This window comes from Ectopseudomonas composti, assembly GCF_900115475.1.
Taxonomy (GTDB): domain Bacteria; phylum Pseudomonadota; class Gammaproteobacteria; order Pseudomonadales; family Pseudomonadaceae; genus Aquipseudomonas; species Aquipseudomonas composti.
In genome coordinates, this window is the sequence record NZ_FOWP01000008.1 from 130,444 (window position 1) to 147,093 (window position 16,650).

14 protein-coding genes are annotated in these 16,650 nt (G+C 63.6%); 8 read left to right on the top strand and 6 right to left on the bottom strand.

Annotated elements, in window-relative coordinates; translation table 11 throughout:
* Positions 1 to 72 precede the first annotated feature (72 nt).
* Entirely contained in the window at positions 73 to 1,131 is a 1,059-nt protein-coding gene (gene bioB / locus BM059_RS15940) for a biotin synthase BioB (protein WP_074939924.1), read from the bottom strand.
* A gap of 196 nt (positions 1,132 to 1,327) precedes the next feature.
* Between bioB and BM059_RS15945 the strand changes: the two genes are divergently transcribed.
* The 5 genes from BM059_RS15945 (at position 1,328) to rarD (ending at position 5,580) form a co-directional block, all read left to right on the top strand.
* Positions 1,328 to 1,621, top strand: a complete 294-nt coding sequence (locus BM059_RS15945) for a hypothetical protein (protein WP_074939927.1) — start codon at positions 1,328 to 1,330, stop codon at positions 1,619 to 1,621.
* 43 nt (positions 1,622 to 1,664) lie between these two features.
* Positions 1,665 to 2,405, top strand: a complete 741-nt coding sequence (locus BM059_RS15950; protein WP_074939929.1) for a ComF family protein — start codon at positions 1,665 to 1,667, stop codon at positions 2,403 to 2,405.
* 61 nt (positions 2,406 to 2,466) lie between these two features.
* The gene (locus BM059_RS15955; RefSeq protein WP_074939930.1) at positions 2,467 to 3,231 is read left to right on the top strand and encodes a TOBE domain-containing protein; all 765 of its coding nucleotides are present in this window, start codon (positions 2,467 to 2,469) and stop codon (positions 3,229 to 3,231) included.
* Between the two features lie 100 nt (positions 3,232 to 3,331).
* The gene (locus BM059_RS15960) at positions 3,332 to 4,306 is read left to right on the top strand and encodes a serine/threonine protein kinase (protein WP_074939933.1); all 975 of its coding nucleotides are present in this window, start codon (positions 3,332 to 3,334) and stop codon (positions 4,304 to 4,306) included.
* Positions 4,307 to 4,686: 380 nt separating this feature from the next.
* Complete coding sequence (gene rarD / locus BM059_RS15965) at positions 4,687 to 5,580, top strand: EamA family transporter RarD (protein ID WP_037003020.1); 894 nt, start codon at positions 4,687 to 4,689, stop codon at positions 5,578 to 5,580.
* Between the two features lie 319 nt (positions 5,581 to 5,899).
* On the opposite strand, the gene BM059_RS15970 is transcribed toward rarD, so the two are convergent.
* The gene (locus BM059_RS15970; protein ID WP_074939936.1) at positions 5,900 to 6,418 is read right to left on the bottom strand and encodes a glycine cleavage system transcriptional repressor; all 519 of its coding nucleotides are present in this window, start codon (positions 6,416 to 6,418) and stop codon (positions 5,900 to 5,902) included.
* A gap of 34 nt (positions 6,419 to 6,452) precedes the next feature.
* The gene (locus BM059_RS15975) at positions 6,453 to 6,902 is read right to left on the bottom strand and encodes a GNAT family N-acetyltransferase (protein WP_074939938.1); all 450 of its coding nucleotides are present in this window, start codon (positions 6,900 to 6,902) and stop codon (positions 6,453 to 6,455) included.
* Between the two features lie 303 nt (positions 6,903 to 7,205).
* Here BM059_RS15975 and BM059_RS15980 point away from each other — a divergent pair, with 303 nt between their 5' ends.
* Entirely contained in the window at positions 7,206 to 9,383 is a 2,178-nt protein-coding gene (locus BM059_RS15980; RefSeq protein WP_074939941.1) for a malate synthase G, read from the top strand.
* A gap of 124 nt (positions 9,384 to 9,507) precedes the next feature.
* Here BM059_RS15980 and BM059_RS15985 read toward each other — a convergent pair whose 3' ends face one another.
* Complete coding sequence (locus BM059_RS15985; protein ID WP_074939943.1) at positions 9,508 to 11,574, bottom strand: LTA synthase family protein; 2,067 nt, start codon at positions 11,572 to 11,574, stop codon at positions 9,508 to 9,510.
* A 165-nt stretch (positions 11,575 to 11,739) separates the two neighbouring features.
* On the opposite strand from BM059_RS15985, the gene BM059_RS15990 reads away from it, so the two are divergent.
* Both BM059_RS15990 and BM059_RS15995 read left to right on the top strand, forming a co-directional pair.
* Complete coding sequence (locus tag BM059_RS15990) at positions 11,740 to 13,671, top strand: putative nucleotidyltransferase substrate binding domain-containing protein (RefSeq protein ID WP_037003590.1); 1,932 nt, start codon at positions 11,740 to 11,742, stop codon at positions 13,669 to 13,671.
* On the top strand, positions 13,668 to 14,369 hold the full coding sequence (locus tag BM059_RS15995; protein ID WP_074939946.1) for a 3'-5' exonuclease: 702 nt from the start codon (positions 13,668 to 13,670) through the stop codon (positions 14,367 to 14,369). Before BM059_RS15990 ends, BM059_RS15995 begins: the two co-directional genes overlap by 4 nt.
* A 136-nt stretch (positions 14,370 to 14,505) precedes the next feature.
* On the opposite strand, the gene trhP is transcribed toward BM059_RS15995, so the two are convergent.
* Together trhP and BM059_RS16005 are read right to left on the bottom strand one after the other, a co-directional pair.
* Positions 14,506 to 15,813, bottom strand: coding sequence for a prephenate-dependent tRNA uridine(34) hydroxylase TrhP (gene trhP, locus BM059_RS16000; protein WP_074939949.1), 1,308 nt, complete (start codon positions 15,811 to 15,813; stop codon positions 14,506 to 14,508).
* Positions 15,814 to 16,059: 246 nt separating this feature from the next.
* The gene (locus BM059_RS16005) at positions 16,060 to 16,566 is read right to left on the bottom strand and encodes a hypothetical protein (protein WP_074939952.1); all 507 of its coding nucleotides are present in this window, start codon (positions 16,564 to 16,566) and stop codon (positions 16,060 to 16,062) included.
* Between the last annotated feature and the right edge of the window lie 84 nt (positions 16,567 to 16,650).

The window sequence follows — 16,650 nt, forward strand, 5'->3', positions numbered from 1 at the left end:
AGCGAGCGTCGCGAGCGAAAAACCAGGACAGGAGGTCATTCGCGAGCAGAGCTCGCTCCCACATAAAAGGAATCAGGCCGAAGCGGCGTTGTAGAACAGTTTGGAATCACGCTGCTCGACCAGGGCCTGCTCGATGGCTGCCTGGTGCACCTCGTCGGCATGCTCTTCGCGCTCTTCGGGCTTGATGCCGAGGCGCTTGAACAGGGCCATGTCCTTGTCCGCCTGCGGGTTGGCCGTGGTCAGCAGCTTCTCGCCGTAGAAGATCGAGTTGGCGCCAGCCATGAAGGCCAGGGCCTGCATCTGCTCGTTCATCGCCTCGCGGCCAGCGGACAGGCGCACATGGGATTTCGGCATCATGATCCGCGCCACCGCCAGGGTGCGGATGAAGTCGAACGGATCGACGTCCTTCTCTTCGGCCAACGGCGTGCCCTTGACCTTGACCAGCATGTTGATCGGCACGCTCTCCGGATGCTCAGGCAGGTTGGCCAGTTGGATCAGCAGCCCGGCGCGGTCGTCCACCGATTCGCCCATGCCGAGGATGCCGCCGGAGCAGATCTTCATCCCGGACTCGCGCACGTAAGCCAGGGTCTGCAGGCGCTCGCCATAGGTGCGGGTGGTGATGATGTTGCCGTAGAACTCCGGCGAGGTATCGAGGTTGTGGTTGTAGTAGTCGAGGCCCGCTTCGGCCAGCGCCTGAGTCTGCTCCTGGTCGAGGCGACCGAGGGTCATGCAGGTTTCCAGGCCGAGTTTCTTCACGCCTTTGACCATTTCCAGCACATAGGGCATGTCCTTGGCGGACGGGTGCTTCCAGGCCGCGCCCATGCAGAAGCGCGTGGAGCCGATGGCCTTGGCCTCGGCGGCCGCCTCCAGCACCTTCTGCACCTCCATCAGCTTTTCCTTGTCCAGGCCGGTGTTGTAGTGGCCGGACTGCGGGCAGTACTTGCAGTCTTCCGGGCAGGCGCCGGTCTTGATCGAGAGCAGGGTCGAGACCTGCACGCGGTTCGGGTCGAAATGCTGGCGATGGACGCCCTGCGCCTGGAACAGCAGATCGTTGAAAGGCTGCTCGAACAGCGCGCGAACCTCGGCGAGGCTCCAGTCGTGGCGGGTGGTGATTTCAGCGGTTGCGCTCATCTGAGAAGTCCTTCGACGCTTGGTGGCATCTGTTGTCAGGCCCACGCGGGGCGTTCAGGCTTTGGCCATCATAAGTGGCGATTGGATGCTGTCAACCACATGAAAGACACAGGTTTACATTTGATCAAATATCGATCAATAGAACTTATGTCATGGCACAAGGCCAAATGCTTACCCCTCCCACAGGATGTTCTGCATGCAGGTTGAAGGTTTTTTCGAAGGTCTCGGCGAAGCGCTGGGCCGTGCCATCCGTTTCATCGTCGACATGCTGTCCGGCGTGCTGGGTGCCATGGCCGATGCGATTGACGACTTTCTCCAGGGTATGGCCAGGGCCATCGGCATGGATGTCTCGATATTCAGCATCATCCTGCTGATCATCGGTCTGCTGTTTCTGTTCAGCGGTGCTCGCTCGCTGCTGCGCGGTTCGATCATCGGCGGGGTGATCTGGCTGTTTCTCGGCCTGGTCGTCATGGGCTGGCTCATCCGCTGACGCGAACTACACTTCAGGCACCACCGCTCATGGATGAGCCGCCATGCCACCGCTCGACCTCACCGCCCTGCAACGCCTCCCCTGGCGGCGCCCGCGCCACCATTGCCAGCTTTGCGACGAAGCCACCGATCACCCCACGCACAGCATCTGCACCGCCTGCGAGGCCGAACTGCCGTGGCTCGCTGCGCACTGCCAGATTTGTGCGGTGCCGTTGCCGGCACACGGCATGATCTGCGGCGCCTGCCAGAACAAGCCGCCGAGTTTCAGCCGGGTGGAAGCGCCCTGGCGCTATGCCTTCCCCGTCGACAACCTGATCACCCGCTTCAAGCACCAGGCGCAATGGCCACATGGCCGTCTGCTCGCCGAGCTGCTGGCCGAACACCTGCGCCACGCCTTCGATGAAGGCCTGCCACGCCCCCAGGCGCTGCTGCCAGTACCGTTGGCCCGCAAGCGCCAACGGCGACGCGGCTTCAACCAGGCGCAGATGCTCGCCGACTGGCTGGGCGCCAGCCTCGACCTGCCCGTGCAGCATGACTGGCTGCAGCGCCGCGTCGATACGCCCGCCCAGCAAGGGCTGGATGCCGCGACGCGCAAGCGCAATCTGCGCCAGGCCTTCAGCCTGGAACTGCAAGCCCAGGTCGCCGGCGCTCACCTGGCGTTGGTCGACGATGTGCTCACCACCGGCGCCACGGCAGGCGTGCTCGCCCACCTGCTGCGGCGCGCCGGTGCGCTGCGCGTCGACGTCTATTGCCTGGCCCGCACACCACGGCCGGGCGATGGCTGACTTGACGCGCCAGGCACAGTCGCGCACCTTGCCCGGCATCCTACTTGGCCATGCCTGAATCATGTCGCAGCTCGATCCCATCGCCCAACTGCTTAGCCGCCGCCCGAAACGCCTGGCTCTGCTCGAGCAGATCGCCGAACAAGGCTCCATCACCCGCGCTGCCAAGGCCGCCGGGCTGAGCTACAAGGCTGCCTGGGATGCCATCGACGAGCTGAACAACCTGTCAGAGCAGCCCCTGGTCAGCCGCAGCGTCGGTGGCAAGGGCGGCGGCGGTGCGCGCCTGACACCAGCCGGCGAGCGCCTACTGGCACTGCAGCAACGCCTGCAGGCGCTACAGGTGCAACTGCTGCAGGCCGCCGGTGACGATGCCGACCTGCAACTGCTTGGCCGCCTGATGCTACGCACCAGCGCGCGCAACCAGTTGACCGGTCGCGTACGCGCTATTCACCGCCACGGGCACAACGACCTGATCGACATCGAACTGCCAGGCGGTGGCCGTCTGCAGGCGCAGATCACCCATGACAGCACCGAAAACCTGCAACTGAGCGAAGGCAGCAGCGTGGTCGCCCTGATCAAGGCCGGCTGGCTGGAGCTGCAGCCGCTCGATGCATCGCCTGCAGAACAGCACAATGCGCTCGAAGGCCGTATCGAGCAGATTCTCAGCGCCAGCGATGGCCCCAGCGAAGTACGTGTGAGCCTGGCCAACGGCCAGACGCTGTGCGCGTCGCTCGAACCCGAGCGCCTGGCCGCTCTGATGCTGAAGGTGGGCGATCCGGTACGCGCGCAGTTCGCCGCCAGCCAGGTGCTGCTGGGTACGCAACTGTAGGGCGGATGCAGCCGCCAGTCATTTCAGCGGCGGGTTGTACCCGCCCTACGGCAAGCGCATCCGCCAGGTACACTGTGTGCCCCCTTATGCGGAGCCGTTCATGAGCCATCCCTTTTCCACCCTCACCCCGGATCTGGTGCTCGATGCCGTGGAGAGCCTTGGCTACCTCAGCGACGCCCGCGTATTGGCCCTCAACAGTTACGAGAACCGCGTCTATCAAGTCGGCATCGAGGACGAAACACCGTTGATCGCCAAGTTCTATCGCCCGAATCGCTGGAGCGATGCAGCAATCCTCGAGGAACACAGTTTCAGCGCCGAACTGGCCGAGCACGAGGTTCCGGTAGTGGCGCCACTGGCGCGCGATGGCGAGACACTGTTCGAGCACGGCGGCTTCCGCTTCGCCCTGTTCCCCCGTCGCGGCGGCCGCGCGCCGGAGCCGGGCAACCTCGACCAGCTGTACCGCCTCGGCCAGTTGCTCGGACGCATGCACGCCATCGGTGCCAGCCGTCCCTTTGCTCATCGTGAAACCCTGGCAGTGGATAACTTCGGCCACGCCGCCCTGGCTTCCCTGCTCGACGGTGGCTTCGTGCCGCGCAGCCTATTGCCGGCTTACGAGTCGGTAGCCCGCGATCTGCTCGCACGCCTGGATGAACTGTTCGCCCGCGCGCGCTACACGTCCATTCGCCTGCATGGTGATTGCCACCCTGGCAACCTGCTGCACCGCGATGACGCCTTCCATGTCGTCGACCTCGACGACTGCCGCATGGGCCCGGCGGTACAGGACCTGTGGATGATGCTGGCAGGCGAGCGCCATGAACGCCTCGGTCAGTTGGCCGAACTGGTCGACGGCTACCAGGAGTTCCATGATTTCGCCGCCCGCGAGTTGCCGCTGATCGAAGGCCTGCGTGCTCTGCGCCTGATGCATCACAGCGCCTGGATCGCCCGGCGCTGGGACGATCCGGCGTTCCCCATGGCCTTCCCCTGGTTTGCCGGCGAACGCTACTGGGGTGACCAGATTCTCGCCCTGCGCGAACAGATGGCCGCTCTGAATGAAGAGCCGCTGCGACTGTTCTGAGCTGATCGCATCCGGAACCGCAGTTCCCGGATTGCATCCGGGCTACCCAAATGAGCGTAATAATTGAGGCTATCCGAGCGCTGAAGCGTTCGCGGCTGAAGCCGCTCCTACAGGTGTTCACCTGCCCCGTAGGCGCGGCTGGGCAGCACTCCGCTTCAACCGCGATGCTTTCCGTTACATCCCAGGGCTCCGGATTGCATCCGGGCTACCAACGACCGCGCCAACCCCGCAGACCGATACAGTTGCGCGCGCCGCGTAAAGTTTGCCTTACGACTTTGCCGGCGCTTCGGTATACAGAAAAAGCTGAACGAACAGACAAGGCAGAGGCCAGAGCGCTAGAATTTCGCGGCAAACGTTAGCTGCCTAACCAAGGATTTTCGATGGCCACCGCCAACCCGCAACGCGGGTACATTCTGGGTCTCACTGCCTACATCATCTGGGGCCTGTTCCCGCTCTACTTCAAAGCCCTGCAAAGCGTACCGGCGATGGAAATCATCGTGCACCGCGTGCTCTGGTCGGCGCTGTTCGGCGGTTTGCTGCTGCTCGTCTGGAAGCACCCGGGCTGGTGGCGTGAACTGCGCGACAACCCCAAACGCCTGGCGGTGCTGGCCGGCTGCGGCCTGCTGATCGCCACCAACTGGCTGGTGTACGTGTGGGCGGTGAACAACGATCGCATGATCGAAGCCAGCCTGGGTTACTACATCAACCCACTGATCAACGTATTGCTCGGCCTGCTGATTCTCGGTGAGCGCCTGCGTCGCCTGCAGTGGCTGGCCGTGGCCCTGGCCGCGATAGGCGTGCTGCAACAACTATGGCAGGTCGGCAGCCTGCCCTGGGTGTCGCTGGTGCTGGCGCTGACCTTCGGTTTCTACGGTTTGATCCGCAAGCAGGCGCCCGTGGCTGCACTGCCCGGGCTGGTGGTGGAAACCTGGCTGCTGGTACCGGTGGCACTGGTCTGGCTTGTACTGCATCCCGCAGCGATGAGTAGCCAGGCAAGCTTCTGGACCAGCAGCGAAGCGTTGTGGCTGGCTGCCGCCGGGCCGATCACGCTAGTGCCGTTGGTGTGCTTCAACGCCGCAGCACGGCATCTGCCCTACACCACGCTGGGCTTCTTGCAATACCTGGCACCGACCCTGGTGCTGCTGCAGGCCATCCTGCTGTTCGATGAACACTTCTCGCCAAGCACCCTGCTGGCCTTCGCCTGCATCTGGGCTGGGCTTTTTGTATACAGCCTGGATATCTGGCTGAACCTGCGCAAGCGCTCGACGCAGTAAAAGGCTGGTGCGCACGGCGCACCCTACGACCCGCGCCGGCGTATCTGCGAACCTCGTAGGGTGTCGCGAGGCCGCTCAGGTTGTGCGCACTGGCGTCGATAGGGTACTGAGCAGAAAACGCTCAAGCATCGCCAGGCCGCGTCAGTCCTGAGGCTGCACCCGTCACCCCCGGCTTATCCACAGATCCATCCCCGGCATTTGTGCACAAGCCGTTGATTCTGATGAACTTTTAACCAGCCAATGAAAAGCCCCGGCGCACTAAGCAGTGCGCCGGGGCTCCAGAGCTTATCCACAGGCTGATCCACACAGGCCGTGGATATCAGTCCTCGGCGCGCAGGTTCAGCTCCACCATCAGGTCATCGGCCAGGGTTTCCAGGTGTGCCTGCAACTGCTCCAGGGCCAGCGTTTCCGGCACGGCCAGCAACGCTTCGGCGGTGAACAGCAGCTCGCCACTCATCGGCGCTGGCGCCACTTCGGTAAGCAGGCTCTCCAGGTTGACGCCCTGCTCCGCCAGTACGCGGGTAATGTCGCGGACGATACCGGGCCGGTCGTTGCCCACCAGCTCCAGACGAATCGCGGTGAAGCGCCCGCCCGGCTCGCTGCCGCTGGCCGCCAGTTGCACGCGAATGCCCTGCGCGCTGAGGGCTTCGAGCGCCTTGATCAGGCCACCATGGGCCTCAGCCGGTACATCCACTCGCACGATCCCGGCGAATTGCCCGGCCATGCGCGCCATACGGCTCTCCAGCCAGTTGCCACCATGGGCAGCCACACAACCCGCCAGGCGCTCGACCAGGCCAGGTTGGTCCTCGGCAATCACCGTCAGTACCAGATGATCCATGCACTACCTCACTCATTCACAGGATTCGAAAAAGTCAGCCGCGCAGCGACAACCAGTAGGTGAAGAACTGCTCGTCACGCACGTAGCCGAGCCGCTCGTAAAGGCTCTGCCCGGCCAGGTTGGTTTTCGCCGTTTCCAGCTGCAGACCGCAGGCGCCGGTCGCCTCGGCATGCGCGCGAGCGGCATTCATCAGCGCCTCACCAACGCCGGAGCGGCGCGCACGTTCGTCGACATACAGATCACTGAGCAACCAGGCCGGTTCCAGCGCCAAAGAAGAATGAAAGGGATAAAGCTGCACGAAACCCTGCGCGGAGCCCTCCTCGTCTCGGGCGATGAACAGTTGCGAATCCCTGCGCTGCAGGCGTTGGCCAAGAAAACTGGCAATCTCCGGCTCGTCCCGCGGCACTTGATAGAAGCGCAGGTAGCCGGCGAACAGACGAGTGAGATCAATGAGGTCGGCAGTAACAGCAGCAGATACCGTCATGGCAGGCTCCAGAATGCGTAAAAAGCAGTATAGGCGAGGTGGCGTAGGCCATATTGGCGCCGCTGTCAGCAGCCAATTCAATTAATCGTGTACGTTTTTACATTTTTTATGGAACAATAGCGCACTTTTTTGCACACATAGCGTACTGAATGTGACCGTAAATAGTCTTTTGGTCGCAGACTGACGCAACCCCGCTGCATTTCCCCAGGATCTTGATGTAGTATGCCGCGCTTTGGACTACAAGACGGAAAACCCGTCTCCAAAGCGGCTATTGAGTAGAGCTCAGAGAGAGTGAGGCAAGTGATGACTGAACGCGTTCAAGTCGGCGGCCTGCAGGTCGCCAAAGCCCTGTACGACTTCGTGAACAACGAGGCCATTCCCGGTACCGGCATTGCTGCCGACAAGTTCTGGGCTGGTGCCGCTGCGGTCATCAAGGACCTGGCGCCGAAGAACCGTGCCCTGCTGGCCAAGCGCGACGAACTGCAGGCGCAGATCGATGCCTGGCACCAGGCGCGCAAGGGTCAGGCCCATGACGCGGCTGCCTACAAGGCCTTCCTCCAGGAAATCGGCTATCTGCTGCCGGAGCCGGAAGACTTCCAGGCCACCACCACCAATGTCGACGAAGAGATCGCCCGCCTGGCCGGCCCGCAGTTGGTCGTACCGGTGATGAACGCACGCTTCGCCCTGAACGCCTCCAACGCCCGTTGGGGCTCGCTGTACGACGCGCTGTACGGCACCGACGTGATCAGCGAAGAAGGTGGCGCCGAGAAAGGCAAGGGCTACAACAAGGTCCGTGGCGACAAAGTCATCGCCTTCGCCCGCGCCTTCCTCGACGAGGCAGCGCCACTGGCTGCCGGCTCGCACGTCGACTCCACCGGTTATGCCATCGTCGACGGCAAGCTGGTCGTCGCGCTCAAGGGCGGCAGCAACAGCGGCCTGCGTGACGACGCGCAACTGGTCGGTTTCCAAGGCGACGCCAGCGCGCCGATCGCCGTGCTGCTCAAGCACAACGGCCTGCACTTCGAGATTCAGATCGACGCCTCCAGCCCCATCGGCAGCACCGACGCCGCTGGCGTGAAAGACGTGCTGATGGAAGCCGCGCTGACCACCATCATGGACTGCGAAGACTCCGTCGCCGCCGTCGATGCCGATGACAAGGTCGTGGTCTACAAAAACTGGCTGGGCCTGATGAAAGGCGACCTGGCCGAGGACGTGTCCAAGGGCGGCAAGACCTTCACCCGCACCATGAACCCGGATCGCGTATACACCCGGCCGGACGGCTCCGAGCTGACCCTGCATGGCCGTTCGCTGCTGTTCGTGCGTAACGTCGGCCACCTGATGACCAACCCGGCCATCCTCGACGCCGAAGGCAACGAGATCCCGGAAGGCATCCAGGACGCGCTGTTCACCAGCCTGATCGCGGTGCACAACCTGATCGGCAATACCAGCCGCAAGAACACCCGCACCGGCAGCGTGTACATCGTCAAACCGAAGATGCACGGCCCGGAAGAAGTCGCCTTCACCAGCGAAATCTTCGCCCGTGTCGAGGATGTGCTGGGCCTGGCCCGCAACACCCTGAAAGTCGGCATCATGGACGAAGAACGCCGTACCACCGTCAACCTCAAGGCGTGCATCAAGGCCGCCAGCGAGCGCGTGGTGTTCATCAACACCGGCTTCCTCGACCGTACCGGTGACGAGATCCACACCTCCATGGAAGCCGGCGCCGTGGTGCGCAAGGCCGCCATGAAGAGCGAAGCCTGGATCGGCGCCTACGAGAACAACAACGTCGACGTCGGCCTGGCCACCGGCCTGCAAGGCCGTGCGCAAATCGGCAAGGGCATGTGGGCCATGCCAGACCTGATGGCCGCCATGCTCGAGCAGAAAGTCGCGCACCCGCTGTCCGGCGCCAACACCGCCTGGGTTCCGTCGCCGACCGCCGCAGCCCTGCATGCCCTGCACTACCACAAGGTCGACGTGTTCGCCCGTCAGGCCGAACTGGCCAAGCGCACCCCGGCTTCGGTCGACGACATCCTGACCATTCCACTGGCCAAGGACACAAACTGGAGCGAGGAGGAAATCCGCAACGAGCTGGACAACAACTCGCAAGGCATCCTCGGCTACGTGGTGCGCTGGATCGACCAAGGCGTCGGCTGCTCCAAGGTGCCAGACATCAACGATGTCGGCCTGATGGAAGATCGCGCCACCCTGCGTATCTCCAGCCAGCTGCTAGCCAACTGGCTGCGCCACGGCATCGTCAGCGAAGCGCAGGTGGTCGAAAGCCTCAAGCGCATGGCGCCGGTGGTGGATCGTCAGAACGCCAATGACCCGCTGTATCGCCCGATGGCCCCGGACTTCGACAACAACATCGCCTTCCAGGCTGCGCTGGAGCTGGTCGTCGAAGGCACCAAGCAGCCCAACGGCTACACCGAGCCGGTACTGCACCGCCGTCGTCGCGAGTTCAAGGAAAAGAACGGTCTGTGATGCGCAGGCTGCGCAAATAAAAAAACCGCCCTCCGGGGCGGTTTTTTTATGGGAAGTGTCGCGGCTAAAGCCCCTCCCACAAAGTTGAGTGTCCCATGGGAGGGACTTTAGCCGCGACAGGCAGTCAGGGCTTAGTCTGCGCCGCCTTGTCCGCCGTCACCCCCGTGGTATTACCCTGCAGACTGGAGGTCGCGGTCTGCACGAAGGCCGACAGCTTGCGCTCCAGATCGCTGCGCCGCTGTGCGTCATCGACCACCTCGGCACGAGCCTCGTGACCCAACTGGTAGCGATACAGGCGCGCATCACGGTCACGCGGTTTGATCAGGATGTTATCGCCTGTCACCAGGCCCACGGTCTGGTCGCTTCCGGATGGTTTGATCACCGCCACGCCGGCATCGCCCTCAGGCAGCGCCAGCAGGTCGCGGCCCCAGCACTGCTGCTGCACAGGCTGACCGAGGCGCCCCATGATGGTCGGCACCACGTCGATCTGGCTGCCAACGGTGTCGCGACTGCTGCCGAAGGTGTCCTGCACGCCGGGGCCGATCAGCAGCAGCGGGATGCTGAAGCGTGACAGGTCCATCTCGGTGATCTGCTCGTCGTTGCCGAAGCCGTGATCACCCAGCACCACGAACAGGGTGTCCTTGAAGTAAGGTTCCTGGCGAGCTTTGGCGAAGAACTGGCCGAGCGACCAATCGGCGTAGCGCATGGCGGTCAGGTGCTCATCCAGGGAGCCGTGGCCGGTGACGCGTTCGACCGGGAGGTTTTCCGGCAGGGCGTAAGGCGTGTGGTTGGACAGCGTCTGCAGCAATGCGTAGAACGGCTTGCCCTGGCGCCCGAGCTTGGCCAGCTCATCGGCACCGCGACTGAACATGTCCTGGTCAGACACGCCCCAGGTCGGATCGATGAACACCGGATCGACAAAATCGTCACGGCCGACGAAATTGCGCATGCCCTGGTTGGCGAAGAAGCCGGACTGGTTATCCCAGGCGAAGCTGCCGTTGTACACGTAGACGTCGTCATAGCCGCGGGCGCTGAGCAACTGCGGCAGGCCGGAGAACTGGTGACCGCCCTCGGGCATGCGCATCAGGTATTCGAACGCTGGCAAGTTGGGGAAGCAGGCCATGGTGGCGAACATGCCCTGGTGGGTGTGGGTGCCATTGGAGAATACGCGCTGGAACAGCAGCCCCTCCTTGGCCAGGGCATCGAAGTTGGGGGTGATGCCGTCCTGGTTGCCCATGGCGCCGATGTAGCGACCAGCCATGCTCTCCATGAGGATCACCACCACGTTGCGCACCTGCGGCAACTGGCCTTCGGCCGGCGGCGTGTAAAGGCGGCGCACAGCAGCCTGGTCGGCGTCGATCAGCTTGTCGCGCGGGGTCAGCAGCAGGTCGCGGGTGATCTGTTGCGCCTCGTCAGCCGGCAGTGTCGCCTTCCAGCTGTTGTCACGGTGCTCGGAGAAGAAGTTTTCGGCGGCGTCGACCAGGGTCAAGGTGCCATTGAGGCCCAAGTGATTGGCGAACATCGAATCGGTGGTATAGGCGTCGCCCCAACGCAGCGGCGGGCCGGAGCGCAGAGTGCCACGGGCAGCGATCACACAGACCAGCAGGAACAGCACGAACACAGCCGTGCGCACAGGCCAGCGCGGCGGCGTGGCATGACCACGTGCCCGGGTGGCGCGCTCGATACGGCGGAACAGCCAGGCCAGCAGCAGCGTGGCCAGGGCCCAAGCCAGCAGCAGACGCAGCACCGGGAAGCCATTCCAGATCATGCTGGTGACGGTGCCCAGGTCTTCCTGCATGTACTGGAATACCAGGCTGTTCAGGCGCTGGTGAAACTCACGGTAGAAGTTCAGCTCGACCACGGCGAAGAACAGGCACAGGCTGGTGGCGACCGTCAGCCAGGCCACATGCAGGCGCCGCGCACGCATCGCCGTGGCGCTGAGCAGCGACAGGCTGAGCGGAATGCACAGGTAGACGATCAAGCGCAGGTCGAAGCGCGCGCCGTTGACGAAGGCCTCGGCGAAGGTGCTGGCCGGCGTATCGGCGATCAGCGCATGGTTGTAGGCCAGCAGCCCCAGACGGGCCAGGGCGAAGAGCAGCAGCATGCACAGCGCGCTGCCGAGGATGAAAGCCAGGTGACTACCAACACTGACCTGCGCCGCCTCACGGGCAGCTGGTACGGATGACTGCATGGATGTGCCTTGCTCTTTACGAAATAGGAGGGCCGGTGCAGTTTGCCTGAGTGCACGTCAAAATTTCGTCAAAACTGCGTTGCCTGCACCCTACTTAGGTGCAATGGGCAACACGCCAGGCCAGGGCCACACTGACAACATCCCGAAACTGCGAGGCGCAAGCCCATGAGCAAGGCCGACGCAATGGCCGACGCGGGCAAGACTGCGGTGCTTCAGAACATCCACGGCACCATGGAGTTCCTGCAGAAGTTCCCGCCCTTCAACCAGATGGACACCGCTCATCTGGCGTTCCTGGTCGAGCACTGCCAGCTGCGCTTCTATGCCGAGGGCGACTCGATCATCAAACCCAGCGATGGCCCGGTCGAGCACTTCTATATCGTCAAACAGGGGCGCGTGCACGGCGAGCGCCCGCACAGCGCCCGGCGTGGCACGGAAACCACCTTCGAGATCACCGCTGGCGAGTGCTTCCCCCTGGCGGCGCTGATCGGCGAGCGTGCAACGCGTACCGAGCACCTGGCCGCCGAGGACACCTTCTGCCTGCTGCTGGCCAAGCACGCGTTTATCAAGCTGTTCGCCGTCTCCAACCCGCTGCGCGACTTCGCTCTGCGCGGGGTCAGCAGCCTGCTCGATCAGGTCAACCAGCAGGTACAGCTGCGTGCGGTAGAAACACTGGGGGCGCAATACTCGCTGGACACTCGCCTGGGTGAGCTGGCCATGCGTCAACCCATCGGCTGCGCCCCGGACACGCCGGTTCGCGATGCCGTGCGGCTGATGCACGAGCAGCATGTGGGCAGCATCGTGGTGCTCGACCCAGCCGACAAACCGCTGGGCATCTTCACCCTGCGCGACCTGCGCCGGGTGGTGGCCGACGGCATCGACCTGGCCCAGCCGATCGACAACCTGATGACGCGCAACCCCTTCCATCTGGCACCGGATGCCAGTGCCTTCGACGCCGCCATCGCCATGACCGAACGGCATATCGCCCACGTCTGCCTGGTGGAACACGAGAAACTCTGCGGGGTGATTTCCGAACGCGACCTGTTCAGCCTGCAGCGTGTCGACCTGGTGCACCTGGCGCGCACCATTCGCCATGCCGGCAAGGTCGAGACCCTGGCCGGGCTGCGCAGCGACATCCGCCTGCTGGTCGACCGCATGCTCGCCCACGGCGCCAGCTCGACGCAGATCACCCATATCGTCACCCTGCTCAACGACCACACCGTAAGCCGGGTGATCGAGCTGACCCTCGAGCAAATGGGCGACCCGGGCATCCCCTTCACCTGGCTGTGCTTCGGTAGCGAGGGCCGGCGCGAACAGACCCTGCACACCGACCAGGACAACGGCATCCTCTTCGAGGCCGAGAACGCCAGCGAGGCCAACGCCATCCGCGAGCGCCTGCTGCCAATTGCGCGCGAGATCAATCAGCGCCTGGCGCAGTGCGGCTTCACCCTGTGCAAGGGCAACATCATGGCCGGCAACCCCGAGCTGTGTCTGTCACGTCAGGAATGGTCGCGACGCTTCGCCGGTTTCGTCCTCGAGGCTACGCCGGAGAACCTGCTGGGCTCGTCGATCTACTTCGATCTGCGCACCATCTGGGGCCCGGACGAAGGCTGCGAGCAACTGCGCGAAGAGCTGCTCGGACGCGTCGCCAGCAACAGCCTGTTCCAGAAGATGCTGGCCGAGAACGCCCTGCGCCAACGCCCACCAGTCGGGCGGTTCCGCGATTTCGTGGTGGCGCGCTCCGGCGCCGACAAGGACACCCTCGACCTCAAGGTGCAGGGCCTGACGCCCTTCGTCGATGGAGCACGCCTGCTCGCGCTGGCCAACGGTATTGGCGCGGTCGGCACCCTTGAGCGCCTGCGCGCGTTGATCGCCAAGGGCGTGATCGACGCACTGGATGGCGCCGCCTACGAAGAGGCCTACCATTTCATTCAGCAGACGCGCATGCAGCAGCACCAACTGCAGGCGCGCGACGAGCAGCCCTACTCCAATCGGGTCGATCCCGACCACCTCAATCACCTGGACCGGCGTATTCTGCGCGAGTCGTTCCGCCAGGCGCAGCGCCTGCAGAGCAGCCTGGCCATGAGGTATCAGCTATGAGCAAGTTCACCTGGTTCACTGGCCGTGGACCGGCCCTGACCCAGCAGCAGTTGCAACGCCGCCAGGCCCTGAGTGCGCCGGCAGCGTTCGACGAACGCCCACTGCATCAGCAGCGCTTCGTGGTGCTCGACCTGGAAACCACCGGCCTGAACATGCGCCGCGATCAGGTGCTGGCCATCGGCGCGGTGGTGATCGACAACGGCGCCATCGACTTCGCCGAGCAGTTCGAATGCACCCTGCACCGCGCCGATCACCAGGCCAGCGCCAGCACCCTGATTCACGGTATCGCGCCCAGCGAAGTGGCCCGCGGCGTCGAACCGAGCGAAGCGCTGCTGGACTTCATGGAATTCGTCGGCAGCAGCCCGCTGCTGGCCTTCCATGCCGAGTTCGATCAGCGCATGCTCGCTCGCGCACTGCGTCAGAGCCTGGGCTATCGCCTGCAGCACAACTTCTTCGATGTCGCCGAAATCGCGCCGCTGCTGTGCCCGCAGTCGCGTGTTCGCCAGGGCGGGCTCGATGACTGGGTCGCCGAATTCGGCCTCCAGGTGCACCAACGCCACAACGCCAGTGCCGACGCACTGGTCACCGCCGAACTGGCACTGATGCTGTTCAGCAAGGCACGCCGTCAGGGCATCGACAGCCTCGGCGAGCTGGAGCGCCAACTGGCCAGCCGGCGTCGGCGCCAGCAGGCCATGTAGCCGCACGCAGCCAATCGCCTACCAGCAGGCTCCTCCATCTTGCCGCACGCCTCGTGCGCATCGGAGCCACCAAGATTCGCGGCTTAAGCCGCTCCTACAGGTTGGTTTGCGGCAGGCAATGCATCCAACGAGAAGCCTACAGATCCCGCATCAGCAGGCCGTATTCCAATTGCACATCTGCCGGCAGCGGCAAGTACAGGATGTGGCCGTCGCCCGGTGCCACCTGCTGCGCCCGCCCTTGAGCGTTCTGCAGTTGCTCCAGAGTGAAGCGCAGGTTGCCTTGCGGGGTCATCAGTTCCAGTCCGTCGCCTACGGTAAAACGGTTCTTCACCCGCACTTCGACCAACTCGCCACGGCGCTCGCCAGTCAGCTCACCGACGAACTGCTGACGATCCGCAAGCGAGCTGCCGCGCTCGTAGTTCTGGTATTCGTCATGCACGTGGCGACGCAGAAAGCCCTCGGTGTAACCGCGATGCGCCAGTGAGTCCAGGCTGCCCAACAGGCTCGGGTCGAAGGGCTTGCCAGCCAGTGCATCATCGATGGCACGGCGGTAGACCTGCGCGGTGCGTGCCACGTAGAAGTGACTCTTGGTGCGCCCCTCGATCTTCAGCGAATGCACGCCCATGTGCACTAGACGCCCGACATGCTGCACCGCACGCAGGTCCTTGGAGTTCATGATGTAGGTGCCGTGCTCATCCTCGAAGGCGGTCATTTCCTCGCCCGGCCGCCCGGCCTCTTGCAGCACGAAGGCCTGACTCGTCGGCGTACCCTGACCGAGAGTCGGATCGACCATGCGCACGATCTCGCCCAACTCGTTCTCTGCGGCCGGTGTCGCCTGGTACTGCCAGCGACAGGCGTTGGTGCAAGTGCCCTGGTTGGGATCGCGGCGATTGATGTAGCCCGACAGTAGGCAGCGCCCGGAGTAAGCCATGCACAGCGCACCGTGAACAAAAACCTCCAGTTCCATAGCGGGTACCTCGCTGCGAATCTCCTCGATCTCTTGCAGTGACAGCTCGCGCGACAGGATCACCCGCGTCAGCCCCTGCTGACGCCAGAACTCGACGCTGGCCGAGTTCACCGCATTGGCCTGTACCGAGAGGTGAATCGGCATCTGCGGATAGTGCTGGCGCACCAGCATGATCAGGCCTGGGTCGGACATGATCAGCGCATCCGGTGCCATCTCGATAACCGGCGCCAAGTCCTTGAGGAAGGTCTTCAGCTTGGCGTTGTGCGGAGCGATGTTAGCCACCACGTAGAACTGCTTGCCCTGCGCGTGCGCCTCGGCGATGCCGAGCGCGAGGTTGGCGTGGTCGAACTCGTTATTGCGCACGCGCAAGCTGTAACGCGGCTGCCCGGCGTAGACCGCATCGGCGCCATAGGCGAAGGCGTAGCGCATGTTCTTCAGGGTGCCGGCTGGCGACAACAGTTCGGGAAAACGAGGCATGACCGCAAGCTCGAAAAATCGGGGCTGGCGATTCTATGCAGGTGGCAGGTGTGGATATTGATCTGGGTCTATCGGGCGCTGAAAAGCGGCCGAGTCAGGCACCATCGGTGAAGGGTCGGTGCGCACGGCGCACCCTACAGTGAGAGGCATCCGCAAATAGGGAGTGGTCACCCAGGTCACGCGCACCGATGCGCTTTCGGGCAGGGTGCGCTGCGCGCACCACCCCCGTAACGCACGGATAGCGCGCTAGCGACACACCTGACGATACAGCGCGTCGTCCTTGTCGATGCGCTTGAGCTGAGCCAGCTGAGGCTGCTGCTTCTCGTCCAGCGGCAACAGCTCGCCAGTTGTGCAATTGAGCAGATGGGCACGATGCGAAACGTGATCGATATGCTGTTTCTCGAAACGATAGAGCATGAACTCGGCCACTTGCGCATCCGCCACCTGCTCGCGCACGACGCTCTTGCTGTCGAGCACGGTGAACGCAGTGACCATCGGCACGAAGTAGCTCCACGGGCGCCAGAACACGTGACCGGTTTCGGTCGCAACCACCACCGACTCCTTGGGCTGACGCGCCTGCTGATGCTCGAACCAGGAATACTCGTAGAACACCTGATAACCCAGCATCCCCAAACCACCGAACAGTGGCACGATCCACTTCGGCAGCTTGTTACGCGTCAGTTTGCGCAGCAGCAGAGCGATACCGGCAGCACCGAGCCCCGCTACCACGATGGCAAGCAAAGTCCACAACATATGATTGTTCCCGAAAAAAGACGGGCCTCCAGTGGAGGCCCGTCTGTCAGACCCTGGACCATCGACAGATGGCGTCAGGCCAGG

Excerpts from the sequence above, each read along its gene's own strand:
- BM059_RS15980 (WP_074939941.1), top strand. The coding sequence starts at position 7,206 with ATGACTGAACGCGTTCAAGTCGGCGGCCTGCAGGTCGCCAAAGCCCTG.
- BM059_RS15970 (WP_074939936.1), bottom strand. The coding sequence starts at position 6,418 with ATGGATCATCTGGTACTGACGGTGATTGCCGAGGACCAACCTGGCCTG.
- BM059_RS15975 (WP_074939938.1), bottom strand. The coding sequence starts at position 6,902 with ATGACGGTATCTGCTGCTGTTACTGCCGACCTCATTGATCTCACTCGT.
- rarD (WP_037003020.1), top strand. The coding sequence starts at position 4,687 with ATGGCCACCGCCAACCCGCAACGCGGGTACATTCTGGGTCTCACTGCC.
- bioB (WP_074939924.1), bottom strand. The coding sequence starts at position 1,131 with ATGAGCGCAACCGCTGAAATCACCACCCGCCACGACTGGAGCCTCGCC.
- BM059_RS16005 (WP_074939952.1), bottom strand. The coding sequence starts at position 16,566 with ATGTTGTGGACTTTGCTTGCCATCGTGGTAGCGGGGCTCGGTGCTGCC.
- BM059_RS15990 (WP_037003590.1), top strand. The coding sequence starts at position 11,740 with ATGAGCAAGGCCGACGCAATGGCCGACGCGGGCAAGACTGCGGTGCTT.
- BM059_RS15955 (WP_074939930.1), top strand. The coding sequence starts at position 2,467 with ATGTCGCAGCTCGATCCCATCGCCCAACTGCTTAGCCGCCGCCCGAAA.
- BM059_RS15960 (WP_074939933.1), top strand. The coding sequence starts at position 3,332 with ATGAGCCATCCCTTTTCCACCCTCACCCCGGATCTGGTGCTCGATGCC.
- trhP (WP_074939949.1), bottom strand. The coding sequence starts at position 15,813 with ATGCCTCGTTTTCCCGAACTGTTGTCGCCAGCCGGCACCCTGAAGAAC.
- BM059_RS15995 (WP_074939946.1), top strand. The coding sequence starts at position 13,668 with ATGAGCAAGTTCACCTGGTTCACTGGCCGTGGACCGGCCCTGACCCAG.
- BM059_RS15945 (WP_074939927.1), top strand. The coding sequence starts at position 1,328 with ATGCAGGTTGAAGGTTTTTTCGAAGGTCTCGGCGAAGCGCTGGGCCGT.
- BM059_RS15985 (WP_074939943.1), bottom strand. The coding sequence starts at position 11,574 with ATGCAGTCATCCGTACCAGCTGCCCGTGAGGCGGCGCAGGTCAGTGTT.
- BM059_RS15950 (WP_074939929.1), top strand. The coding sequence starts at position 1,665 with ATGCCACCGCTCGACCTCACCGCCCTGCAACGCCTCCCCTGGCGGCGC.